Annotated in this window: 25 protein-coding genes; 10 read left to right on the forward strand and 15 right to left on the reverse strand. The window is 69.9% G+C overall.

What is annotated here, in order from left to right; genetic code table 11:
* Positions 1–228 precede the first annotated feature (228 nt).
* Entirely contained in the window at positions 229–2,328 is a 2,100-nt protein-coding gene (locus E4M01_RS01490; protein ID WP_245158326.1) for a S8 family peptidase, read from the forward strand.
* A gap of 25 nt (positions 2,329–2,353) precedes the next feature.
* On the opposite strand, the gene grpE is transcribed toward E4M01_RS01490, so the two are convergent.
* Genes grpE through E4M01_RS01505 form a run of 3 tightly spaced genes read right to left on the reverse strand, consistent with a single transcriptional unit; the run spans position 2,354 to position 4,604 of the window.
* A complete protein-coding gene (grpE, locus tag E4M01_RS01495) occupies positions 2,354–2,938 on the reverse strand; it encodes a nucleotide exchange factor GrpE (RefSeq protein ID WP_135066649.1) in 585 nt (194 codons plus the stop codon).
* Positions 2,939–2,976: 38 nt separating this feature from the next.
* Positions 2,977–4,050 carry a heat-inducible transcriptional repressor HrcA gene (gene hrcA, locus E4M01_RS01500; protein ID WP_135066403.1) on the reverse strand — a complete coding sequence of 358 codons (1,074 nt, stop codon included), beginning with the start codon at positions 4,048–4,050 and terminating at the stop codon, positions 2,977–2,979.
* Positions 4,047–4,604: a GNAT family N-acetyltransferase gene (locus tag E4M01_RS01505; RefSeq protein ID WP_245158327.1), complete on the reverse strand. Its 558-nt coding sequence runs from the start codon at positions 4,602–4,604 to the stop codon at positions 4,047–4,049. The genes hrcA and E4M01_RS01505 overlap by 4 nt, the downstream gene beginning before the upstream one ends.
* Before the next feature lie 44 nt (positions 4,605–4,648).
* On the opposite strand from E4M01_RS01505, the gene rph reads away from it, so the two are divergent.
* Together rph and E4M01_RS01515 are read left to right on the forward strand one after the other, a co-directional pair.
* Positions 4,649–5,377: a ribonuclease PH gene (gene rph, locus E4M01_RS01510; protein WP_135066406.1), complete on the forward strand. Its 729-nt coding sequence runs from the start codon at positions 4,649–4,651 to the stop codon at positions 5,375–5,377.
* Between the two features lie 57 nt (positions 5,378–5,434).
* Positions 5,435–5,818: a hypothetical protein gene (locus E4M01_RS01515; protein WP_135066409.1), complete on the forward strand. Its 384-nt coding sequence runs from the start codon at positions 5,435–5,437 to the stop codon at positions 5,816–5,818.
* Here E4M01_RS01515 and E4M01_RS01520 read toward each other — a convergent pair.
* From E4M01_RS01520 to ald, 3 genes are all read right to left on the reverse strand, one after another.
* Positions 5,809–6,171, reverse strand: coding sequence for a hypothetical protein (locus E4M01_RS01520; protein WP_209316058.1), 363 nt, complete (start codon positions 6,169–6,171; stop codon positions 5,809–5,811). The two genes, E4M01_RS01515 and E4M01_RS01520, sit on opposite strands and share 10 nt — an antisense overlap.
* A gap of 83 nt (positions 6,172–6,254) precedes the next feature.
* Positions 6,255–6,608, reverse strand: a complete 354-nt coding sequence (locus E4M01_RS01525; RefSeq protein WP_135066415.1) for a DUF6152 family protein — start codon at positions 6,606–6,608, stop codon at positions 6,255–6,257.
* Between the two features lie 87 nt (positions 6,609–6,695).
* A complete protein-coding gene (ald, locus tag E4M01_RS01530) occupies positions 6,696–7,814 on the reverse strand; it encodes an alanine dehydrogenase (RefSeq protein ID WP_135066418.1) in 1,119 nt (372 codons plus the stop codon).
* A gap of 140 nt (positions 7,815–7,954) precedes the next feature.
* On the opposite strand from ald, the gene E4M01_RS01535 reads away from it, so the two are divergent.
* Positions 7,955–8,431, forward strand: coding sequence for an Lrp/AsnC family transcriptional regulator (locus E4M01_RS01535; RefSeq protein WP_135066421.1), 477 nt, complete (start codon positions 7,955–7,957; stop codon positions 8,429–8,431).
* Here the strand turns inward: E4M01_RS01535 and E4M01_RS01540 are convergent.
* Positions 8,406–9,725 (reverse strand): FAD/NAD(P)-binding protein, encoded by a 1,320-nt coding sequence (locus E4M01_RS01540; protein WP_135066424.1) that lies wholly within the window; start codon positions 9,723–9,725, stop codon positions 8,406–8,408. The genes E4M01_RS01535 and E4M01_RS01540 overlap by 26 nt on opposite strands.
* 45 nt (positions 9,726–9,770) lie before the next feature.
* A complete protein-coding gene (locus E4M01_RS01545; protein WP_135066427.1) occupies positions 9,771–11,270 on the reverse strand; it encodes a phosphomannomutase/phosphoglucomutase in 1,500 nt (499 codons plus the stop codon).
* Between the two features lie 240 nt (positions 11,271–11,510).
* Here E4M01_RS01545 and E4M01_RS01550 point away from each other — a divergent pair, with 240 nt between their 5' ends.
* From E4M01_RS01550 to E4M01_RS01560, 3 genes are all read left to right on the forward strand, one after another.
* Positions 11,511–12,227: a 2,3-diphosphoglycerate-dependent phosphoglycerate mutase gene (locus E4M01_RS01550; RefSeq protein ID WP_135066430.1), complete on the forward strand. Its 717-nt coding sequence runs from the start codon at positions 11,511–11,513 to the stop codon at positions 12,225–12,227.
* Positions 12,224–12,841 carry a bifunctional diaminohydroxyphosphoribosylaminopyrimidine deaminase/5-amino-6-(5-phosphoribosylamino)uracil reductase RibD gene (gene ribD, locus E4M01_RS01555; protein WP_245158328.1) on the forward strand — a complete coding sequence of 206 codons (618 nt, stop codon included), beginning with the start codon at positions 12,224–12,226 and terminating at the stop codon, positions 12,839–12,841. The genes E4M01_RS01550 and ribD overlap by 4 nt, the downstream gene beginning before the upstream one ends.
* Positions 12,842–12,948: 107 nt before the next feature.
* Positions 12,949–13,284 carry a hypothetical protein gene (locus tag E4M01_RS01560; RefSeq protein ID WP_135066433.1) on the forward strand — a complete coding sequence of 112 codons (336 nt, stop codon included), beginning with the start codon at positions 12,949–12,951 and terminating at the stop codon, positions 13,282–13,284.
* Between the two features lie 60 nt (positions 13,285–13,344).
* Here E4M01_RS01560 and prfA read toward each other — a convergent pair whose 3' ends face one another.
* Complete coding sequence (prfA, locus tag E4M01_RS01565; RefSeq protein ID WP_135066436.1) at positions 13,345–14,412, reverse strand: peptide chain release factor 1; 1,068 nt, start codon at positions 14,410–14,412, stop codon at positions 13,345–13,347.
* Between the two features lie 190 nt (positions 14,413–14,602).
* Here prfA and E4M01_RS01570 point away from each other — a divergent pair, with 190 nt between their 5' ends.
* Positions 14,603–15,235, forward strand: a complete 633-nt coding sequence (locus E4M01_RS01570) for a response regulator (RefSeq protein ID WP_135066439.1) — start codon at positions 14,603–14,605, stop codon at positions 15,233–15,235.
* Between the two features lie 53 nt (positions 15,236–15,288).
* A complete protein-coding gene (locus tag E4M01_RS01575) occupies positions 15,289–16,065 on the forward strand; it encodes a sulfite exporter TauE/SafE family protein (protein ID WP_135066442.1) in 777 nt (258 codons plus the stop codon).
* Here E4M01_RS01575 and E4M01_RS01580 read toward each other — a convergent pair.
* The 3 genes from E4M01_RS01580 to E4M01_RS01590 form a co-directional block, all read right to left on the reverse strand.
* On the reverse strand, positions 16,062–16,658 hold the full coding sequence (locus E4M01_RS01580; RefSeq protein WP_135066445.1) for a glutathione S-transferase N-terminal domain-containing protein: 597 nt from the start codon (positions 16,656–16,658) through the stop codon (positions 16,062–16,064). The genes E4M01_RS01575 and E4M01_RS01580 overlap by 4 nt on opposite strands.
* A gap of 25 nt (positions 16,659–16,683) precedes the next feature.
* A complete protein-coding gene (locus E4M01_RS01585; RefSeq protein ID WP_135066448.1) occupies positions 16,684–17,043 on the reverse strand; it encodes a DUF6481 family protein in 360 nt (119 codons plus the stop codon).
* A 165-nt stretch (positions 17,044–17,208) separates the two neighbouring features.
* Complete coding sequence (locus E4M01_RS01590) at positions 17,209–17,403, reverse strand: hypothetical protein (RefSeq protein ID WP_135066451.1); 195 nt, start codon at positions 17,401–17,403, stop codon at positions 17,209–17,211.
* A 386-nt stretch (positions 17,404–17,789) separates the two neighbouring features.
* Here E4M01_RS01590 and E4M01_RS01595 point away from each other — a divergent pair, with 386 nt between their 5' ends.
* Positions 17,790–19,004 (forward strand): cell wall hydrolase, encoded by a 1,215-nt coding sequence (locus E4M01_RS01595; protein ID WP_245158329.1) that lies wholly within the window; start codon positions 17,790–17,792, stop codon positions 19,002–19,004.
* A gap of 225 nt (positions 19,005–19,229) precedes the next feature.
* On the opposite strand, the gene nadC is transcribed toward E4M01_RS01595, so the two are convergent.
* The 3 genes from nadC to E4M01_RS01610 are packed head-to-tail and all read right to left on the reverse strand — an operon-like array spanning position 19,230 to position 22,446.
* Positions 19,230–20,075, reverse strand: coding sequence for a carboxylating nicotinate-nucleotide diphosphorylase (gene nadC / locus E4M01_RS01600; protein WP_245158330.1), 846 nt, complete (start codon positions 20,073–20,075; stop codon positions 19,230–19,232).
* Complete coding sequence (locus tag E4M01_RS01605) at positions 20,072–21,595, reverse strand: L-aspartate oxidase (RefSeq protein WP_135066454.1); 1,524 nt, start codon at positions 21,593–21,595, stop codon at positions 20,072–20,074. Before E4M01_RS01605 ends, nadC begins: the two co-directional genes overlap by 4 nt.
* Complete coding sequence (locus E4M01_RS01610; RefSeq protein ID WP_135066457.1) at positions 21,592–22,446, reverse strand: metalloprotease; 855 nt, start codon at positions 22,444–22,446, stop codon at positions 21,592–21,594. The genes E4M01_RS01605 and E4M01_RS01610 overlap by 4 nt, the downstream gene beginning before the upstream one ends.
* Positions 22,447–22,478 lie beyond the last annotated feature (32 nt).

A 22,478-nucleotide genomic window follows, 5' to 3' on the forward strand; every position in this document is an offset into this window, starting at 1 on the left:
TGTTGCTCGCAGTGTCGTCGCCGGTTCTTGGAGCGCGCCATGGTTTCGCGTCGTCATCGTCTGTGCGCGGCCGTCGGCGTCGCGCTGACTGTCCTCCCGTTGCTGGCGGCCTGTGGCGGAGGAGGAGGCGGGGGCGGCGGCTCTGCCGGGCCCATCGTCACGCCGCCGCCTCCTCCTCCGCCGCCTCCTCCTCCTCCGCCACCGCCTCCCCCGCCGCCGCCGCCCGCCGTGCCCTCGCAGACGTCGCGGGAGTACGAGCGCAACTACGGCGTGGCGAACGTCAACGCCATATCAGCCTGGCAGAGCGGAGCGACAGGGCGCGGGGTCACCGTCAGCGTGGTCGACAGCGGAATCCAGATGGACCACCCCGACCTGGCGACGAACATCTCGCCTCTGTCCACCGACATCGTCGTGGGCCGCAACCAGATCATGGGCCAGGATCGCCACGGCACGCGTGTTTCCGGAGTCATCGCCGCGCCGTTCAACGACTACGGCACCGTGGGCGTGGCCTACAACGCCACCATCCTTTCGATCCGGGCGGACATCAGCAACTGCACCGATCCGGACAACACCGTCTGCTTCCGGGGGTCGGATCTCGCGCGGGCGCTGGACTACGCAGTGGCCAATGGAGCCAAGGTGATCAACCTGTCCCTCGGCGGTGAAGCCCCATTGGGCACGGCGTTCGAGGCGGCCCTGGCGCGCGCCATCGGAGCCGGCGTGGTTTTCGCCATCGCCTCCGGCAACGAGGCCGGGGCCAATCCCGAATGGCCCGGCCGATACGCCAGCGACCCGCGCTTCGCCGGCGGGATCATCGTCACCGGCGCGCATAATGTGAACAATCAGATCGCGGGCTTCTCCAACCGGGCGGGCGTCTCGCGCGACTACTTCCTGTCGGCGCCGGGCGTGGAGGTCATCACGGACTGCGAAACCCCGACCACCTGCTGGCGGGTGAACGGCACCTCCTTCGCCGCCCCGGCTGTCGCCGGGGCGCTGGCGTTGCTGCTGGAGGCCTTTCCGAACCTGACCGGCCGGCAGGCGGTGGACATTCTGCTGCGCACCGGCCGGGACGCCGGGGATGTCGGCGCCGATGGGGTCTACGGCCGCGGCCTGCTCGATATCGCTCAGGCGTTCCAGCCGGTCGGCGCGACCACTTCGCCCCAGTCCGATGGAACGGCCGTGAGGGTCGCCCAACTGCCGGGCGCCCATGTCGGCGGAGCCTTCGGAGCGGCCCTGAGCACTCCAGCCCTGGACACCATCGCTCACGATGAATTCCAGCGGCTGTTCCGGATGAACCTGGGCGCGGCCTACTCGCCGGCCCCGCGTCGCAGCTGGCAGCCGGAAACGCCTCAGGCCATGCGCCAGACCTCGGTATCCATGGATGGGCCCGGAGGCCTCCAGTACGCCCTCGTCGCTGCGGCGGCCGTGCCGGAGCCCGATCCGGTCGTGACCCGCTTTGGGCCGTTCGATGCGCCATGGCAGGGTTCAGAGCCTCGGCAGGAGGCCCTGCTGGACATCCAGGCGGGACGGATGTCGTTCGCCGTCTGGCAGGGCAAGGGCGGATCGCGGTCGCCGTTCCGCGGCGCGGCGGGCGACGGCTTCGCCGCCCTGACCCAGGCCGACCACGCCATGCGCGCGGCGATGAATTTCGGAGCCGTGACTGTCACCGCGGAGACCGGATCCGGCGACCGCCGCGCAGCGCTGCAACAGGTTCAACAAGACGCCTCCAGCTACGCGCGCGGATCGGTTGGTTGGCGGGGTGACGGCAAGGGCCTGTCCATCTCGGCGGGGAGCCTCGACGAACGGATGGGGCCGCTGGGCGCCTATATGCCGCTGAACTCCGACTTCCGCCTACCGTCGGAAACCCGTTTCGCAGCTGTCGGCGGGGACATCGCGCTGGGCCGTGGGATGACCCTCGTGGGCGAGGCGGGCTTCGGCCGCACGGACATCGAGGGGCGTTTCCTGAGCCTGACCGAGCCGGCGATCAGCTCCACCTGGCGGGTCGGCCTGGTGACCGCCTGCCCGGTCGCCGTACTGGGTTGTTCGAACCTGACGTGGGAGGTGTCGCAGCCGCTGCGGATCGAGAACGGCGTGTTCAGCGCGGTGTTGGCCGATATTCCGCTAGAGTATTTCGACCCGGTGACCTTCTCGGAGCGTCGCTTCTCCGCGGCGCCGGAAGGGCGTGAGATCAATTTCGCCCTGCGCAGCCTGCACGGCCTGGGCGACGGCTCGGCCCTGCATCTGGAGGCCGTGATGATCCGTCAGGAACAACACCGCCTGGAGGCGCCGATGGGCTATGCGCTGCTGGCGAGCTGGCGGCGAGGGTTCTGACCCCCGCCGCCTGTATCGGTTCGGCTCAGGCCTTGCCGTCGTAGTTGCCGCCCGGTGCATAGCCGGCGCCGGCGGCCGCGCCCGATCCCTTGGCGGCGACGACCACCATGGCGGGACGCACGGTGCGGCCGAAAAGGGCGTAGCCGGCTTGAAGGGTCTGGATCACCTGGCCGCCCTGAACCGTATCGGACGGCTGCTCCATCATGGCCTGGTGCAGATGCGGGTCGAAGGCCTCGCCCGGCTCGGGCGCGACGCGCTTGAGGTTGTTGGATTCGAACGCCTGGAGCAGCGACTTCTGGGTCAGCTCCAGTCCCGAGACCAGACCAGCGGCGGCGCCCTCGGCGTCCTTGGGCGCGGCCTGAATGGCGCGCTCCAGATTGTCGGCTACGCCCAGCAGGTCGCGGGCGAAGCGCTGGATGGCGTAGGCGCGGGCGTCATTGGCCTGGGTCTCGGCGCGGCGTTTGACGTTTTCCGTCTCGGCGATGGCGCGCAGGGCGCGGTCCTTCCACTCGTCACGCTCGGCGATCACGGCGTCCAACGGGGCCAGGTCGCCGTCGTCGACCGGTTGGGAATCCAGCCCCGCCTCGGCGTTCAGCTCGGCCTCGCCCATGTCGGCGTCCAGCTCGGTTTCGTCTCTGATGTCGTCGTTCACGTGTCTTGTCCGTCCAGCATGCGCCCCAGCACCCGGGCGGTGTAGTCCACCAACGGGATGACGCGGGCGTAGTTCAGTCTCGCAGGGCCGATGACGCCGACGGCGCCCAGCACTCGCTGCCGGCCCGACATATAGGGCGCCGCGATCACGGCGGAACCCGAAAGCGAAAACAACCGTGTCTCGGCGCCGATGAAGATGCGCACGCCCTGCGCGCCCGCCACCCCGTCCAGCAGGCCGATCAGCTGCTCTTTCTGCTCCAGATCGTCGAACAGAGTGCGCACCCGCTCCAGATCCTCGACCGCGTCGCGATCCTGCAACAGGTTGGCGCGGCCCCGCACGATCAGGGCGCGGTCGCGCTCGGCCCCGCCCGACCAGGCGGCCACGCCGTCCTCGACCAGCCGGGCGGCAGCTTCGTTCAGCTCGCGCCGGGCGGCGTCCAGTTCGCCGCGCATCTCCACCCGCGCTTCCGACAACGGCCGCCCGCGCAATCGGGCGTTCAGGAAGTTAGAAGCCTCCTGAAGTGTGGAAGGCGTCACACCGGCCTTGAGCGGCATCAGCCGGTTCTCCACCGTGCCATCGTCGGCGACCAGCACCGCCAAGGCCTGATCATGCCCGAGGGCCACGAACTCGACATGCTTGACGCCCGCGTCGCGCACCGGACTTGCGACTACGCCTGCGCCTCCGGCGAGGCCTGACAAGAGAGCCGAAGCCTCGTTCAGCGCTTCTTCGAAGTTTCTGCCGCGCCCGGCCAGCCGCGCGTCAATCTCGCGCCGCTCCTCGGTCCCGACATCGCCGATCTCCAGCAGGCCGTCGACGAACAGGCGCAGGCCCGCGTGCGTCGGGATGCGACCGGCCGAGGTATGCGGAGAGGCCAGCAGCCCCGCCATCGTCAGATCCTGCATGGTGTTGCGGATCGAGGCGGGCGACAGGGATATGCCGGTCATCGACAGGGTGCGAGATCCCACGGGCTCGCCGGTCTGCAGATAGCTCTCGACAATGCGCCGGAAGATGTCGCGCGCGCGCTGATCCAGCACCCCCAGACCGGCGTAAGGGGCGGTGAAGGGCGTCATGAGCGCGGCCTCGCGGTCCAGGTGGCGCGCGTCAGCCGCATCACGAGACAGTCGTCTTCCCCGAATGTTCGCCGACCCTCGTCCACGAAGCCCAGCCGACGATAGAAGCGTTGCGCATCCGTGTTGGTGGCCAAAGGGTCGATCACGACCGCATCGACGCCGGGCGCGGCGAAGGCGTCATCCAAGGCCAGGCTCATCATGGCTGTGCCCAGGCCCTTGTTAAGGGCGTCGGCGGGACCGATCCAGATGTCGATGGCGCGCAGGCCCGGCTCGATCTCGCCCCAGTAATGGCTCGGTTCGCTGTGCGGATCGCACACCTGCAGCACGCCGACGGGTCTGCCGTCCGCCTCGGCGATGAAGGTCGTGATCCCGCTGGCGGCGTCGGCCAGCTCCTGAGGCCAGTCAATGCCGTCGAAGGCGACCTCGAGGTCTGGTCGATCGCTGGAGCAGGCGATGACGTGCGGCTCGCGATCCCAGGCTTCAAGCGTCGGAACGTCGTCGAGCGTGGCGGGACGCAGACGGACATCCGGATTGTGGAAGGAGGACAGGCTCACCGTTTCAAGATACAGCCCCGCAACATCGCTTCCAAGGAGTTCCCATGCGCCCGTCCGAACGCACCCCCGAACAGCTTCGTCCCGTGACGCTGGAGACGGGTGTGAACCGCTACGCCGAAGGCTCGTGCCTGGTGTCGTTCGGCCACACGAAGGTCCTGGTCACCGCCTCCGTGGAGGAGAAGGTGCCGGGCTGGATGCGCAACAGCGGCCAGGGGTGGGTCACCGCCGAATACGGCATGCTGCCGCGAGCCACCCACACGCGCGGCCGCCGCGAGGCCGCCGCCGGCAAGCAGTCGGGCCGCACTCAGGAAATCCAGCGTCTGATCGGCCGGTCGTTGCGCGCGGTGGTCGACCTTAAGGCCCTAGGCGAGCGCCAGGTGCTGATCGACTGCGACGTGATCCAGGCCGACGGCGGCACCCGCACCGCCTCGATCACCGGCGCCTGGGTCGCGATGGCCCAGGCCCTCGGCTATCTGCGCGCCGAGGGCGTCCTGAGCGCCGACCCGATCCTGGACCAGGTGGCGGCGGTGTCATGCGGCGTGTTCAACGATCTGCCGGTGCTGGACCTCGACTATGAAGAAGATTCGACGGCCGAGGCTGATTCCAACTTCGTCCTGACCGGCGCCGGGCAGATCGTCGAAATCCAGGCCACGGGCGAGAAGCGCGGCTTCTCGCGCGGCGAGTTCGACCGCCTGTTCGAGCTGGCCGAGATCGGCTGCCGCGACCTGTTCGTGATGCAGAAGCAGGCGGTGGATGCGGCGCTGAAGCGCTAATCGCGAACGGTTGCGGCCCAGGCGCGTTGCCGCAGGAGACCCATCAGGAGATCCCTCATGCGCCTGGCCTTCCTCGCCGCCCCCGTCGTCGCCCTGGCCGCCCTGACGGCCGCCTGCAATCAGAGCGACCCCGCGCCGGTCCCGCCGCCCGAGACGGCGACCGCCCCGGTCGAGGCGCCTGCGCAGCCCCCGGCGGAAGTCCCGGTGCAGACGCCAGCCGCCACGCCGGCGTCGAGCGGTTCATGCCTGGATGAGATCGGTCAGGAGGCCGCGACGCGGCTGGTCGAACAGTGCCGCGCGGTCAGTCCGGCGACGCGCCCGCCGTGCAACACCGCCAATCCCTGCGCGATGATCCAGGGCGAGATCGACCGGTCCTGCGCCCTGTGGGAGGGTCAAGGCGACGCGCCTGAGGAATGCCGGCCGGCCGCGCCTCAGACGTAGGCGATCATCCGCCCGGCCACGGCGACAGTGATCCACAGGATCAGGGAGGCGGCGGCGAAGGCTGCTGCGGCCCGGCCGTGCGGCTTGATCCATTCGAAGGCGGCGGCGTTGGCGACCGCTGCGACGATGAGGATCAGCTTCAGCCTGAACAGGTCGGAGCCCGCCAGTGCGACGGCGTCGGCGGCGAACAGGACAGCCCCGCTCAGCACCAGCAACCCGAAGCCGCCAACCGCCAGGGGCCGCACGACAGCCAGAAGCGTCTGCGCCGGCAGGGCGCGGCCCCAGCCCAGCATCCGCAGGTCATAGACGCCGATCGCGCCCAGCAGGCCGGCCAGGCCCAGAACGTGCGCCACGTTCGCGATCGGATAGGCGAGGGCCGAGCCCGACGCCCAGCGGCCGAAGCCGGACGCCTCGACCGCGCCGGCCAGTTCCGCGATCAGCGGAGTTCGACCGTCTTGTCGCCGACGATGATGCGTTCGGCGCGCATCTCACGCGTTCCGTCCTTGCGGGGATAGGCGTGTACGGTGACCGTCCGGCCGACGGCGATGTCGGCCTCGGCCAGGCCACGCGCCTGCATGCGCGACACCGGTGCCAGGACGACGTCCCAGCGCTGGCCGTCGACCGTCAGGACCAGGCTGCCATGCGGGCTGCCCCAGCTGGACTCAACCACCGGAGCGGTCGGGCGCATGACCTTCTCGGCGTCGTAGGAACTCCAGCCGTGATGGGCCCAGGCGGCCCCGGCGGTCAGGGCCACGACGGCGGGCGCGGCGATCCAGGATAGACGAGACATCGGCTTCTCTCCCTTGGTTCAGGCGATGACACTAACCCGTCCCGCCTCGACTGAGCCGCGACCCTCGGTCGCATAGGCCGCCCCGTTTCAGCCCTGCGGCCAGACGCCGAACGGGTCGGTCCATTCCAGGCCCAGAGCCTGGGCGACCGCCGGATAGGTGATCTCGCCCTTCAGCACGTTCAGGCCGCGCGCCAGATGCGGATCCTTGCGCAGCGCCTCCAGCCCATGGTCGGCCAGCGCCAAGCCGAACGGCAGGGTGGCGTTGTTCAGGGCCTCGGACGAGGTGCGCGGCGCGGCGCCCGGCATGTTGGCCACGCAATAGTGAACCACGCCATCGACGGTGTAGGTCGGGTCTTCGTGGGTGGTCGGCTTCGAGGTCTCGAAACAGCCGCCCTGATCGATGGCGACGTCGACCAGCACCGAGCCGGGCTTCATCTTCTTCAGGTGCTCGCGCTTGACCAGCTTGGGCGCCTCGGCGCCCGGCACCAGGACGGCGCCGATGACCACGTCGGCCTTGACGATCTCTTCCTCGATCGCGCCGATCGAGGAATAGCGGGTGATGACCCGGCCGCCGGTGACTTCGTCGATATAGGCCATGCGGGGGATGGAGCGTTCCAGCACCACCACCTCGGCGCCCAGGCCCATGGCCATGCGCGCCGCGTTCAGCCCGACCACGCCGCCGCCCAGCACCAGCACCCGCGCGGGCGCCACGCCCGGCACGCCGCAGAACAGCAGACCCATGCCGCCGTTGTGCTTCAGCAGGGTCTCGGCGGCCGAGAAGACGGCGATGCGGCCCGCGACCTCGGACATCGGCGCCAGCAGCGGCAGGCCGCCGCGCGCATCGGTCACCGTCTCATAGGCGACGGCGGCGCATTTGGAGGCGATCAGACCCTTGGTCTGCTCGGGGTCCGGCGCCAGGTGCAGGTAGGTGTAGAGGATCTGGTCCTCGCGCAGCATCTCCCACTCGACCTTCTGGGGCTCCTTGACCTTCACGATCATGTCGCTGTTAGCGAAGACAGTCGCGGCGTCAGCCACGATGGTCGCGCCGGCCTTGACGTAGTCGTCGTCGGTGAAGCCCGCGCCCATGCCGGCGCCCGTCTGGACGGAGACCTGGTGGCCGCGCGCCGCATATTCGCGGGCGGCGGTGGGCGTCAGGCCGACGCGGTGTTCGTTCTTCTTGATCTCGCTGGGCACGCCGACGCGCATTGTGTCTCTCCCGAAACTGGCCGTCCGCCTGTTTCGGCGGATCGTTCGGGCGCGACCATAGCGCCGGACGAGGCGCAGATTCCGGTTCATTTGCCTGGGTTATCGGCGTAAATGCGCAGACTCTGCGAGGATCGTGCGCAATGAAGACAGTTTCGGCCGTCGAACTGGACGCCATCGACCGCAAGATGCTGCGGTTGCTGCAGCAGGACGGGCGTATCACCAACGCCGATCTGGCGCGGCAGGTGGCCCTGTCGGAAAGCGCCTGCCTGCGGCGTCTGCGGGCGCTGGAAGGCGCGGGCGTGATCAGCCGCTACGCCGCCATGATCAACGAGCGGGCCGTGGGCCTGCCGATCAGCGTCTTCGTCACCGTCACCCTGGCCAGCCAGTCCGAAGCCGCGCTGACGGCCTTCGAGGCCGCCGTCGCCGCCGTGCCCGAGGTGATGGAATGTTATCTGATGACCGGCGGGTCGGACTATCTGCTGCGGCTGGTGGTGCGCGACGTGGATGATCTGGAGCGGCTGCACGCCAAGGCCCTGACGCGTCTGCCGGGCGTCAACCGCGTCTCGTCCAGCGTCGCCATGCGGGCGGTGGTCAAGCGCGGGGCGCTGCCGGTGTGAGGTGGTCCGTCAGCGCCTCGATCCGCTTGCGGATGTCGGGCACGGCGATCGTCTCCCAGAAGGCCGCGCGTGAAGGCGGCCCCAGCACATAGAGGGCGTCGTCGGGCCGACCCTGGGCGTCCAGAACCCGGCCTTCGCCGTCCAGGTCCAGCCCCAGCCGCAGAGGGTCCAGCCGCGCCCGGCCCGCGGCGATCAGCGGACCCGTCAGCGGGTCGCGCGCCGCATCATGGCCCGGTCCGGTGCAATCGAGCAGCCAGTCGGCCTGCAGCGCGCCCGGCGCGCCGCCGCCGCGCGGGCGATAGCCGGCGCGAACGTCCGTCTCGTCGGCCTCAACGCGGCCAAGCCGACCGGCGATGATTGTCAGCCGGCCCTCGGCGTTCAGCCGTTCCAGGAATCGGCCGATCCGCGCGGCGACGCGATGGCGGTGCACGTCCCACCAGGGGCGCAGATGCCGGACCAGCCGCGCTCGCTCGGCGACCGTGGCCTGGCTCCAGAGGTCTGCGGTGATGGGGCGGTAGGCCTCCATCACGGGCATCCAGCCAGCCGTCTCGGCCCTGGCGCGCGCAGCGTTCAGCCGCCTCGATACAGGCCCCGCCAAGGCTTGAGCCGGCAGGTCGGCCGCCGCATCATGGTGTTCGCCATGCGCGCGGGGCAGCAGGCCACGCCGCGACAACGCCACGGCCTTGCCGCGCCAGCCGCCCGCCTCCAGGCTCTGCAGCATGTCGACCATGGTCAGGCCGGTGCCCACGATCAGCACACGGTCGTCGGCGCCGATGCGCTCCAGCGCGCCGGGCGCCCAGGGATCGGACAGGGTGCGGTCGCTCGCGCCGCTCTCGGCGGTGCGCGGCGCGGGATTGCCGGTGGCCAGCACCACCGCGCGGCCTTCGATGCGGCGTCCATCAGCCAGACGCACGCCGTCGGCCTCAAGGGCGACCGCCTCGCCCTGCACCGTCTGGATCAGTCCAGTCGCCCGCGCCCTGTCGAACCGGTCGGCGACATAGCGGCCGTAGACGGCGCGCGGCGCGAAGTCCTCGGGATCGGCCAGTTCGGGCCGGCTGGCCTTCAGCCAGTGCACGAAGTCAGCAGGCCGGCCCTCCACCGCGCTCATGCGGCTGGATCTGACGTTCAGCAGATGACCTTCGAACGGCGTCGAATAGGCCACGCCCAGGCCGAAGCGGTCGTCGCGGCCGATGACGGTCGAACGCTGCCCGCGCTCGGCCAGCCGCGCCGCCAGCATGGCGCCGGAGAAGCCCCCGCCGACGATGACGATCTGATCTGCCCCAACCTCGCCCATGGCCGTCAGTGGCCCGAACGGCCGGCGCCGTCAAACCGCCCGGCTTCAGATTTCCTGGTTGTAGGCGCCGATCTCGGGATAGGCGGCCAGGCGCGGCTTGACCTCTTCATGGAACAGGGCGCGCATGTCGTCCTCGGAGCGCATCGACTCCACCACGACGACCAACTCGGGCTTGTTGGACGAGGCGCGGACTAGGACCCACGAGCCGTCTTCCAGGTGCACGCGCACGCCGTTGACGGTGATCGCCTCGACGATCTTGCGGCCCAGGATGGAGCCGCCGGCGTCGGCCAGGGCCTGATACTCCGCCACGATCCGCTCCAGCACCTCGTACTTCAGCTCGTCGTCGCAGTGGGGCGACATGGTCAGGCTGGTCCAGGCGTCCGGCAGAGCCGCCTTCAGTTCGCTCAGCTTTTTACCCGGATTGCGGTCCAGCATGGCCAGGATGGCGCCGGCGGCGACCAGCCCGTCGTCATAGCCATGGCCCAGTTCGCCGGCCATGAAGAAGTGGCCCGACTTCTCGAACCCGGCCAGGGCGCCGATTTCGGCGGTCTTGCGCTTGATGTAGCTGTGGCCGGTCTTCCAATAGACCGTCTGGGCGCCATTGGCCTTGAGCACCTCGTCGGTCTTGTACAGGCCCGTCGACTTCACATCGACGACGAAGGTCGCGTTGGGATGGATGGCCGACAGGTCGCGCGCCAGCATCAATCCGATCTTGTCGGCGAAGATCTCCTCGCCCGTGTCGTCGACCACGCCGCAGCGGTCGCCGTCGCCGTCGAAGCCCAGGGCCAGGTCGGCGCCCGTCTCGCGCACCCGCTGGGCCATCTGGCTCAGCATGGCGTGGTCTTCGGGGTTCGGATTGTATTTGGGGAAGGTGTAGTCGAGGTCGGCGTCCATCTCGATTACCTCAACGCCCATGCGGCGCAGGGCCTCGGGCGCGAAGGCGCCGGCCGTGCCGTTGCCGCAGGCGGCCACGATCTTGAGCGGGCGCTTGACCTGAACCTTGGACGCCACATCGGCGATATAGCGTTCGCGGAAGCCCTCGACGCGCTCCAGCCGGCCGTTGGGCCGAGCCACGCCCTGGCCCTCCAGCACGATTTCCTTCAAGCGGCCGATCTCGTCGGGGCCGAAGGTCAGGGGCGGGTTGGCGCCCATCTTCACGCCGGTCCAGCCGTTCTCGTTATGGCTGGCGGTGACCATAGCCACGCACGGCGCGTCCAGCTCGAACTGTCCGAAATAGGCCATGGGCGACAGGGCCAGACCGACGTCCAGCACCTCCATGCCGCCTTCCAGCAGGCCCAGGATCAGCGCTTGTTTCACGCTCAGCGAATAGCCGCGGAAGTCGTGGCCGACCACGATGCGCGGCTTGACCCCGATCTCGTGCACATAGGTCGCCAGGCCCAGACCCAGGGCCTGGATGCCCAGCAGATTGATCTCCTTTTCCAGGATCCAGCGCGCGTCGTATTCGCGAAAGCCCGTCGGCTTGACCAGCGGGACGGTCTCGTACTCGGCCGTGTTGGGGCGCAGGTCCTGGCGCGGTTTGATCATCGGATTGGGTCCTGAAAACAGCTGGGCGGTCAGGGCCAGACCGCGGCGAGCGCGATCAGGGCCAGGGCGACGAGGGCGGATGCGCCGAAGAAAACGCGGTCTGACATGACGATGTCTCTAGCGGCGGCTTCCGACGGGGACAACAACGCCGCTGGTCGACAAGGGATGCGCGAACACGGCGAAACCTTGACCTGCGCCCGGCGCGGGGCCTACCCCGAAGGTTCGCCAACGGAGAGCCCGATGCCTCGACTGATCCTGCTGCGCCACGGCCAGAGCCAGTGGAACCTGGAAAACCGCTTCACCGGCTGGGTCGACGTCGACCTGACCGCCGAGGGCGAGGCCCAGGCCCGGCGGTCCGGCGAGCTGATCGCCCAGGCGGGATTCCATCCGTCGGTGATGTTCGTCTCGGTGCTGAAGCGGGCCAAGCGCACGGGCGCCCTCGCCCTGCAGACGGCTGGGCTGAAGGATGTGCCGGTGGTCGAGGACTGGCGCCTGAACGAGCGCCACTACGGCGGGCTGACGGGGCTGAACAAGGCCGAGACGGCCGAGAAGCACGGCGAGGATCAGGTCAAGGTCTGGCGCCGCAGCTATGACGTGTCGCCCCCGCCGCTTCCTCCGGGCGGCGAATGGGACTTCGCCGGCGACGAACGCTACGCCGGCAAGGCCATCCCCGACACAGAGAGCCTCAAGACCACGCTGGACCGGGTCGAACCCTATTGGAACGAGGCCATCGCGCCGCGGCTGAAGGCCGGCGAGGACGTGCTGATCGCGGCCCACGGCAACTCCCTGCGGGCCATCGTCAAACTGCTGTTCGCCGTCCCGGACGACCAGATCGTCGGGGTGGAGATCCCGACCGGCAATCCGCTGGAGATCGACCTGGACGCCGGCCTGAAGCCGACCGCCGCCCGTTATCTGGACGCCGACCGCGCCCAGCCCCTGCCGGACGTGGCGGCGTGACCGACCAAGAAGCCATGCGCCGCGCCATCGACCTGGCGCGGGCGCACATGGGCCGCACCTGGCCCAATCCGTCGGTCGCCTGTGTGATCGTCAAGGACGGCGAGGTCGTCGCCGAGGCCGCCACCGCCGACGGCGGCCGTCCCCACGCCGAGGAACAGGCTGTGCCCGCCGCCGGCGACAGGGCGCGCGGGTCGACCGCCTATGTCACGCTGGAGCCCTGCGGCGCGCGGTCGTCGGGCCGTCGGTCCTGCGCTCACTTCCTGGTCGAGGCCGGCGTGGCGCGGGTGGTCGTGGCCTGCGTCGATCCTTCGCCCTTCGCCTCGGGCCGGGGCGTCGAGCGCCTGCGCCAGGCGGGGCTCGAGGTCGAGACCGGCCTGCTGTCGGACGAGGCGGCGGTCCTCTACGAAGGCTATCTGCACCGGCTCGAAACCGGGCGGCCCATGGTGCGGCTGTCCAGCGACGGCGAAGGCTTCGACGCCCGCTTCGCCGCCTCGGCCAAAGCCGACCTGACCACCGAACTCAAGCGCCTGGGCGAAGCCGGCTACACCCGCCTGTGGACCTCGCCAGGCGACCTGGCGGACGCGCTCAGGGCGCAGGGGCTGCTGACGGAGTAGGGGAACGGCCCGTATGCGATCCATCAAGAACGTCTGCTGCGTGGCAGGCATCCAGCGACCGCAATCGACTCGTTGCGGATAGTGGCAAGGCTGCTTAGCGTTCATGGATGGAGGCGCTGCCTATGACACTTCGGAGAATCATCCGGCGCTGGGAGGTTAGCGAGGAAAGAGCTTCAAGACGCCAGTTCTACGGCAAGACCTTTAGTGATCGCTTTGACGGGTGGCGCCGATCCAGAAGAAACGAAGCAAAGGTGTTACTGCTAGCCATGGCGCCGATGGCCGCGATCGGGCCATTCATTGGGCAATGGTCAGATGCTTCGCTTTTCGGAAAGGCCCTGCTGGCGCTGCTTTCCCTCTGGTTTTTGGCGGTGGCGATAGGCGGTGGCTTCATCTTTTTCCGCGCTAATGTTCGAGCTTCACGTGATCATTCTAAAGAAAAGTAGTGTCCGCCTCCCACCCTCAGCGGACTGCTGCTGCGTCCGCTTCTGAGCATCCACTAAATCTCAGCCGAACTCCGCCTCCAGGTCCGCCAGGCGCGCGGCCTGGTCTTCGGCGATCAGGGCGTCCAGCACGGGGTCGATGTCGCCCTCCAGGATCTGCGGCAGGCTGTGCAGGGTCAGGCCGATGCGGTGGTCGGTCACCCGGCCCTGCGGGAAGTTGTAGGTGCGGATGCGCTCGGACCGGTCGCCCGAGCCGACCTGGGACTTGCGCGCGTCCGAGCGTGCGGCGTCCTTGGCCTGGCGCTGCATGTCGTACAGGCGCACGCGCAGGTTTTTCATCGCCTTGTCGCGGTTCACGTGCTGCGACTTCTCCGAGCTGGTCACCACGATGCCGCTGGGCAGGTGGGTGATGCGCACGGCCGAGTCGGTCTTGTTGACGTGCTGGCCGCCCGAGCCCGACGCGCGGAAGGTGTCGATGCGGATGTCCTTGTCGTGGATCTCGATCTCGACGTCCTCGACCTCGGGCAGGACGGCGACGGTGGCGGCCGAGGTGTGGATGCGCCCGCCGGCCTCGGTGGTCGGCACGCGCTGGACGCGGTGCACGCCGCTCTCGAACTTCAGCCGGCCGAACACGCCGTCGCCGGTGACGGTGGCGATGATCTCCTTGTAGCCGCCGGCCTCGCCCTCGGTGGCGCTGTCGATCTCGACCCGCCAGCCGCGCGTGGAGGCGTAGCGCGAATACATGCGGAACAGATCGCCGGCGAACAGGGCCGCCTCGTCGCCGCCGGTGCCGGCGCGCACCTCCAGCACGGCCGAGGCGTTCTCGTCGGCGTCGCGCGGGGCCAGCAGCAGGGCGACCTCGCGCTCCATCTCGGGCAGCCGGTCCTTCAGCGCCTCGAGCTCAGCCGCCGCCATCTCGGCCATTTCCGGGTCGTCGGCCATGACGGCCAGGTCGCCCATCTCGGCCCGGGTGCGCGCCAGGGCCGACACGGCGTCGGCCACGGGCTTCATCTCGGCGTGCTCCTTGGACAGGCGCACGATCTCGGCCCCGTCGGTGGCCGCGCCCATGCGGGCCTCCACCTCGTGGAAGCGGTCGAGCACCTGGTCGAGGCGGGCCTGGGGCAGTCGCAAGGGCGGGCGTCCTGAAGGGCGAGGCGAAGGGCGCGAGCCTTACCCCGCGCGGCCCGCCGCTGTCGATTCCATGTGATCGCGCCCGGCTGGAGCGAAAGTGAACAGGGCTCACAACGGCGTCAGCCGCCTTTCGCCAGGGGCGCCGACGGCCTAGCTGCGCATTCGGCTGTTTCAGACTGGAGGCTGGCCCATGTTCGACGATCCTCGAAACGCACCGACCCTGGACAAGGATGTGGAGCGGCTGTGCGCTCTGTACGACCGCCTGCTGGCGGACGAGGCCGCTCCTTTGAACGAGGCGGCGGCGGCCGAACTGGCGGCCCTGGCCCAGATCTTCGACCTGGACGCGGCGCGCCCCCACGCCGAGGTCTGGCAGGACGTGCGTGCGGTCATCACCCGCCAATCGCCGCGCGACGCCGACGAAACGGCGGCGCCCGTGGCCGGCGAGCCCCTGACCCTGATGCTGGTCGAGGACGATCCCGACATGGCCGCCGACCTGACCGAGGCCCTGGTCGCGGCCGGGCACGATGTCGTCGGCCCCTTCCACAACGCCGCTGCGGCCGAGGTCGCCGCCGGCCTGCACGCCATCGACCTGGCGCTGCTGGACATCAATCTGTCGGGTGAGACGACGGGGGTGGAGCTGGCGCGCTCGCTGAAGTCCCGCTGGGGCCTGCGCTCGGTCTTCCTGTCGGGCGACGTCACCGCCGCCGCGCGCAGCGCCGATGTCGCCGAGGCCCTGATCACCAAGCCCTATACGGCCCGCGAGGTTCTGGCGGTCGCGGCGCGTGTCACGGCTGGAGGCGACGGGAACCGGGTCACAAGCTGAGCCTTTAGCCGAGTGGCGGCTGTTCGCCGGCCTGGAACATCGGCAGGGCGCGCATGGAGACCTTCTTCCTGTTTCTGCTGGTGGGCGTGGTGGCCCAAGGCGTCGATGGCGCCCTGGGCATGGCCTACGGCGTGATCTCCACCTCGGTTCTGCTGGCGCTCGGCGTGCCTCCGGCCACCGCCTCGGCCAGCGTCCACGCCGCGGAGGTCTTCACCACCGCCGCCTCAGCCTCCAGCCACGTCTGGCATCGAAATATCGAATGGCGGCTGTTCCTGCCCCTGGCGGTCGCCGGCGTCATCGGCGGGGTGCTGGGCGCCTATGTTCTGGCGGGGATCGAGGGCGACATCATCAAGCCCTTCATCATCGCCTATCTGGCCCTGATCGGTCTGTGGATCCTGTGGCGCGCCGGTCACGACGTGAAGCCGCGCCGCCTGCCCGCCTGGATCACCGGTCCCGTCGGAGTGGTCGGCGGTTTTCTGGACGCCATCGGCGGGGGTGGATGGGGCCCGACGGTGTCGTCCGCCATGGTCGGAGCGGGCCAGGAGCCGAGACGCGCCATCGGCACGGTGAATACGGCGGAGTTCTTCCTGACGGTGGCGATTTCGGCCACCTTCGTCTGGGCCCTGGTGACCGGCCACTGGCAGGACGCAGGCGCGATCCAGGACCATTTCAGCGCGGTCGCGGGCCTGGTGGTCGGCGGTCTGATCGCCGCCCCCTTCGCCGGCTACATCGTCAAGAAGATTCCGCGCCGGGCGCTCACCTACGCCGTCGGCGGCCTGCTGCTCGTGCTCGCCGCCTTCCAGGGCGCTCAGCTGGCCGGACTGTTCTAGACCGGCGAGGTATCGCGGAAGCTGTCGCGGGCTTCCAGCGCCTCGGACAGGGCGACCAGGCGGGGGCGACCCGCGCGCCAGTCGATGTCGGGATGACGGAATCCGATCCAGCTGGCGGCCACGCCGGCGGTGATCACGCCCATATCCAGCGGATCGGCCTTGAGGTCGGCGGCTTCAAGGCCGTCCAGGGCCCGTCCCAGGTTGCGCGTCCAGCGCTCGATCCAGGAGGGCGACCGCTCGTCCTCGGGCCGGCGCAGCTCCAGCACGCGCTTGACGCCCATTTCCAGCGCGGCGTTGGCCAGGGTCTCGATGCGGCGCACCCGCAGGCGCTCGGGCCCGGAGGCAGGCAGCAAACGCGGCCCCTCGCCGATCTCGTCCAGGTATTCGCAGATCACCGGGCTGTCGGTCAGCGGCGCGCCGTCGGCCGCGATCAGGGCCGGAACCTGCACGATGGGATTGGCCGCGAACAGATCGGGCGCGTCGGCGTAGGGGTCGGTGGCGATCTCTTCGATCCGATCCGACAGGCCCTTTTCACGCACCACGATGCGCACCTTGCGGGCGAAGGGCGATGGAGCGGTGATATAGAGCTTCATCCGTCGACCTCGCCCCGGCTATGCCTTAGCGGCGAGCCTTGCGCGCAGCGTAGCGGGCGTCGCGGCGGGCCTTCTGCTCTTCCTTGGTAAGCTGCTTGCGGGCCTTGCGGTCAGCGCGCTTGGCGGCTTCGACCTCTTCCTGGGCGGCCTGCTCGGCGGCGAGGCGCTCGGCTTCCTTGGCGGCCTTTTCCCGGCGCTCTTCGGCCTTGGCCAGCTCATGCTGCTGACGCAGGGCTTCCTTCTCGGCCGCCCGCTTCTGAGCCAGCTTGTCGAACTCGGGGTCCTGAACCGTCGGCTTGGGCTTGAACTTGGCCAGAAGCGCCTTCTTGGCTTCCTGCTGAGCGGTGAGGCGGTCGGTGAAGGCAGTCTGTTTCAGGTCTCGCATGCGGGAAAGAAATCGTGTCCTTGGAAGAGATCAGATGAGGCGGTGATCGGCGGAGCCGAGAACGTCGGCGCCGGAAAAGCCGAAAGCGGCGCGGAAATCAAGCCGCGCCGCTTTCGGCGTCACATAAGCCTCCAGCCGAAATTAGCAAGCGGAGGCGTTGCTCGGTCAGCGGGGATTCTGGGCCTTGCTGACGGCCGTGCCGGCCGCGCCGCCGACTGCTGCGCCCACCGGACCGCCGACGACGGCGCCCGCGACCGCGCCGGTGGCGGCTTTCTGCTCGGTGGTGGTGCCGCACGCGGCGAGCGACAGACCGGCGGCGACCACAGCGGCGAAACCGGCGACTTTAAACGAACGAACCATGAGGGCAGCCTCCTGAAAACAGTGACGCTTCAACGGCGGAAGCGGCGCGGCGTTCCCACTTCACGGCCGCAACAATTCGGCTGCGGCGAGATGAGAACTCAGGTCGTGCGGGTACGATTCATGCATGATCCGAAGCGACCACATGATTTAAAGCACCAGTAATCAGGCGATTGATTGCGGGGTCGAGTCTCGCTGGTCTTGACCACACCCTTAGCTGCGGCGCCGCCATCTCGCGGCGCCAAAAGGTCATGGTGCAATGCAAACAAAGTTGCGAATCGACCACATTTCGGCCACGCTTCCCCGGATAAAGGCCCGCTTTCCCGATCCCGGCCGGTCGCCGAGGGTTGGTTCCGCTGTCGGACCGCGACGCTTTCAGGTCGCCCGGCGTGCGAGACTATCTCAGGGGCTGCTTTCCCGCCCTGCCGCACAGGATCGAGCTTTTGTCCCTTTTCTCGCACTCGCGTGCGCTTCTGCGCGTCCGATCGTGGGGCCGGCACCGGACCCTGACCGCGGCGACGTGCGGCTGCCTCGTGGGCCTGGGAGTGGGCGGAGCCTATCTCGGTGGGACGATAGCCAAGGCCGACGCCGTGCGCGGCCAGGCCCAACGGCTGCAAAGCGCCGCAACGGCGGGCTTTACGGAAGAGGCTCTAGCCGCCGCCGCCGGAGGACTGGACGCCAGCGCCTTGTCTATTGCGCGCCGCCATGACCCCTACTCCATCGCCGGCCCCGATCAGCGCGACCGCCAGGCCGAATTGCTGACGGCGCGTCTGGAGCAGCTGCGGCAGGGTGACGCCGGCTTGCGCCGGGCGCGAATGGACGCCGGCCCCGCCATGCAGCCCTTCCGGCTCGGCGGCGCGCTGGATCAGTCGCGCGATCTCGAATGCCTGACCCAGGCCGTCTATTACGAAGCGCGCGGCGAAGGCCGCGCCGGAATGCAGGCTGTGGCCCAAGTGGTCCTGAACCGCAGTCGCCACCCGTCCTTCCCCAAGACCGTCTGCGGCGTGGTCTACCAAGGCTCTAACCGTTCCACCGGCTGCCAGTTCAGCTTCACCTGCAACGGCGCCATGCGCGGCGCGGTGAACCGCTCTGCCTGGAACCGCGCGCGCGACATCGCCTCCAGCGCGCTGTCGGGCCAGGTCTTCGGCCCGGTGGGGTCGGCGACCCATTTTCATACGACAGCGGTCGCGCCGGGCTGGCGGAACACCCTGGTGCGCGTCGCCCAGGTCGGCGACCACTATTTCTACCGCTTCGGCGGCCGTAGCGGTTCGGCGTCGGCCTTCGCCTACGAAGCCCGCCCGTCCGCGCCGGCAGCCAGTGAACCGCGTCTGGTGCAGGCCAGCCTGGACCCGGTAGCCGCAGCGCGTCAGGCTGGACAGGCGGTCGCCTATACGATGGTCCTGGCTCAGGAAGGCCTCAGCGCACCCCGTCAGGACGCCCAATCGGGGACGCAAACCCAAGCCCCCGCTCGCGCCGCAGAATCGATGCGCCGCGCCGAGCCTGCGCAAGAAGCTCAGCCGGCTCCTGCCCGCAACGCGCCTACGCAAGCCCCGGGCGATAAGGCCGAAGCCAGGACATCTTCGCCAACGGAAACGTCGTCCTAGCAATCGTCGGGCTTTCCAGGCCTCGCTGGATTGCGAGTCGAGTCATCGGTCCGCGTTGACCGTGGCGTATTATGGACGCCCTGCGGCGAGACCGCCCTCCTTGATGGGTCTGTCGTCAGCGCCGACTTGGGCGCAAAGCTGCGCGGCTCGTTGGCGACACGGATAGGGCGGCTCATTGGACGTCTCCTGCACGGAGACAACCGAGCCCTTCCCCGGATGTTCCGCTCAGGCGGCGTCCAGGCCGATGTCCAGGCTCGGCGCCGAATGGGTCAGGGCGCCGACGGAAATCACGTCCACGCCCGTCTCGGCGATGGCGCCCACCGTCTTCAGGTTCACCCCGCCTGACGCCTCCAGCACCAGCCGGCCGGCGGTGCGGCGCACCGCCTCGCGCAGGTCGTCCAGGCCGAAGTTGTCCAGCATGACCACGTCCGGCCCGTCGGCCAGCGCCAGCACGGCGTCCAGCTGGTCCAGGCCGTCGACCTCGACTTCGACCTTCATCAAGTGGCCGACAGCGGCCCGGGCCCGGCGCACCGCCTCGGCCGCGCCGCCGCAGACCGCGACGTGGTTGTCCTTGATCAGCACCGCGTCATCCAGGCCGAAGCGGTGGTTGGATCCGCCGCCCATGGCCACGGCGTGCTTTTCCAGCGCGCGCAGACCGGGCGTAGTCTTGCGCGTGTCGGCGATCCGGGCGCCAGTCCCAGCGACGGCCTTGACATAGGCGCGGGTCAGGGTCGCCACGCCGCACAGCCGCCCCAGCAGGTTCAGCGCCGTCCGCTCCCCCGCCAGCAGGGCTCGGGCGTTCGCTTCGACACGCACCAGGGTCTGCCCCGCCTCGAAGGCCTCGCCGTCCGTGATCCGCTCCTCGACGACGGCGTCAGGGTCCATCGCCCGCACGGCCAGGCGCACCACGGCCAGGCCCGCCGCGACGCCGGTCTGGCGCGCAGCGAAATCGGCGGTCAGGCGCGCGTCGACCGGAATGCAGGCGGCGGCCGTGACGTCGCCGGCCCGGCCCAGATCCTCGGCCAGCGCCAGACGCACCACGGGGTCGATCAGCAGGTCGGGAAGGCTCACGCGGCGGCGCTCCTGAAGGTCTGGCCGGCGGCCAGGGTGATGCGGCTGTGACGGGCCTCGGGCGCCGCCTCGGGATAATCGGACCGGAAGTGGCCGCCCCGGCTTTCGCGGCGATCCAGCGCCGCCTGGGCGATCAGCCGCGCGGCGACCAGGGCCGGGGCGCGCGGCGCCTCGATCTCCAGCCGGTCGATGACGCCGATCAGCCGGGTCAGGCCGCCGGCGTCGCGCTCGACCCCGGCGTCGGCCGTCATGGCCTGGCGAAGCGCGGCCAGCGCCTCGGCGCTCAGTCCAGGCGCGATGAGCCCGGCGTCGCCCCCGCCCGCTCCGGTCGCCTGAGCCGCCGCCGCGCCCGTGCGGCGGCCGAAGGCGGCGGCTTCCAGCAGGGAGTTGGAGGCCAGGCGGTTGGCTCCATGCACGCCCGTCGCGGCGCATTCCCCAACCGCGAACAGGCCCTTTAGACGCGTTCGGCCGTCCGCGTCGGCGGCGATGCCGCCCATGTGATAATGGGCCGCCGCCGCGACCGGGATCGGCTGTTCGCGCGGATCCAGCCCGGCCCCCAGGCAGGCGGCGAAGACGGCGGGAAAGGCTTCGGGAAAGTGGGCGCCGATGGCCTGGCGCGCATCCAGAAAGGCGCCGCGTCCCGACTGGACCGCACGATGCACGGCGCGGGCGACGATGTCCCTGGCGGCCAGGTCGGCGTCGGCGGCGGCGCCCAGCAGAAAGGCGCCCGAGGCGTCGATCAGACGCGCGCCCTCGCCCCGCAGGGCCTCGGTCGCCAGCGGCGCCGGGTCCAGGCCCACGTTGATCGCGGTGGGATGGAACTGGACGAACTCGGGATCGAGGATTTCCGCGCCCGCCAAGGCCGCCAGCCCCAGGCCCTCGCCGCGCAGGGCGGAGGGGTTGGTGGTCATGGCGTAAAGCCCGCTGGCGCCGCCGGTCGCCAACACGACCGAGGGCGCGGTGACCTCGACCAGCCGACGGCCGCGCGCGATCAGGGCGCCGCCGATGCGGCCGTGGGCATCCTGCATCAAGCCGACCAGGCGGCCGTCCTCGATGACCGTAACGTGGGGCGCGGCGCGCACGGCGGCGACCAGGGCCGACAGGATGGCGCGTCCAGCGCCGTCGCCGCCGACCCGAGCGACGCGGGCGATGCTGTGCGCCGCCTCGAGGTTGACGGCGAACCCGCCGGCCGCGTCCCGGTCGAACGGGGCGCCAAGCGCGGCCAGCCACTCCACCGTCTCGCGCCCCGCCTCGGTCAGGGCGCGGGTCGCCTCGGCCTCGACCAGGCCGGCACCCGCGCGCGCCGTATCGGCGGCGTGCAGATCGGGCGAGTCCGAGCCAGAGAGCGCGGCGGCCACCCCGCCCTGGGCCCAGGCTGAGGAACAGGCCTGAAGCAGGGGGGCGGGGCTGATGACGAGCGTCGAACGCGGTCCGGCCTGCAGCGCCGCCGACAGGCCGGCCAGGCCGCCGCCGATGATCAGCGGTCCGTCGTGGCGCAGGCGCTCGACGCTCTTTGTCATCGGCCGAGACCCAGGATGCGCGCGCCGCCGTCCAGCGCGGCGCCGGCGTCGCCGGTCAGCGGGATCACCGACATGAGGCCCACGCCGACGCAGGCCGCCGCGGTGATGACGAACAGGCCGACGCTGAAACCCGCCTCCTTCCAGCTCAGCTGACGCCCTTCAGGCCGCCAGACGCCGCGTCGCAGATGGCCGACCAGGGCCAGGGCCAAAAAGGCGGTGAAGATGAAGGCGCCGTTGGTCAGGCCCCACCAGATCACCAGGGCGCCGACCGCGACCATGGCGCCCATCTCGACCCACGGATGGATGCGCGCGAGCACGGGGCCCAGCGCCTTGGAGCCGTCCAGCGGCGGCGCGGGCGCGAGGTTGATCAGGTTCAGGAAGGCCACCGCGAAGACGCCCTGCAGCCAGATCGCCTGTCCCGTCAGATAGAAGGCGGCCAGAAACGGAATGGCGGCCAGCAGACCGAACGCCGGCCCGGCCAGCGACACCAGCACCCCATGCCACTCGCTGTCGGGCAGCCGCCGGCTCTTGGCCAGGCCGCCCAGGAACGGGATGATGTAGATGCGCGCCGGACCCATGCCGAGCCGGTTCATCGCCAGGACGTGGCCGTACTCATGCACGAACAGGCCGAAGATGGCCGCGCCCGCGAACATCACGCTGCCGGTGATCCACCAGATGAAGCCGCCCAGCAGGACGGTCGAAATCAGCGCCCACAGCGGATGCTGACCCTTGTCCTCATCCTCGACCCGGACTGGCCGACGCGTCTGAGACGCCGGCGCGGGCGCCGACAGCTCTTCCGGGCGGGGGTCCCAGGGACCGGGACGGCGGATGGGGGGATCAATGTCGCTCATGGCGTTCCAGATGGGGCGCGCGGCCGGATCTA

It is taken from the genome of Brevundimonas sp. MF30-B, assembly GCF_004683885.1.
Taxonomy (GTDB): Bacteria; Pseudomonadota; Alphaproteobacteria; order Caulobacterales; family Caulobacteraceae; genus Brevundimonas.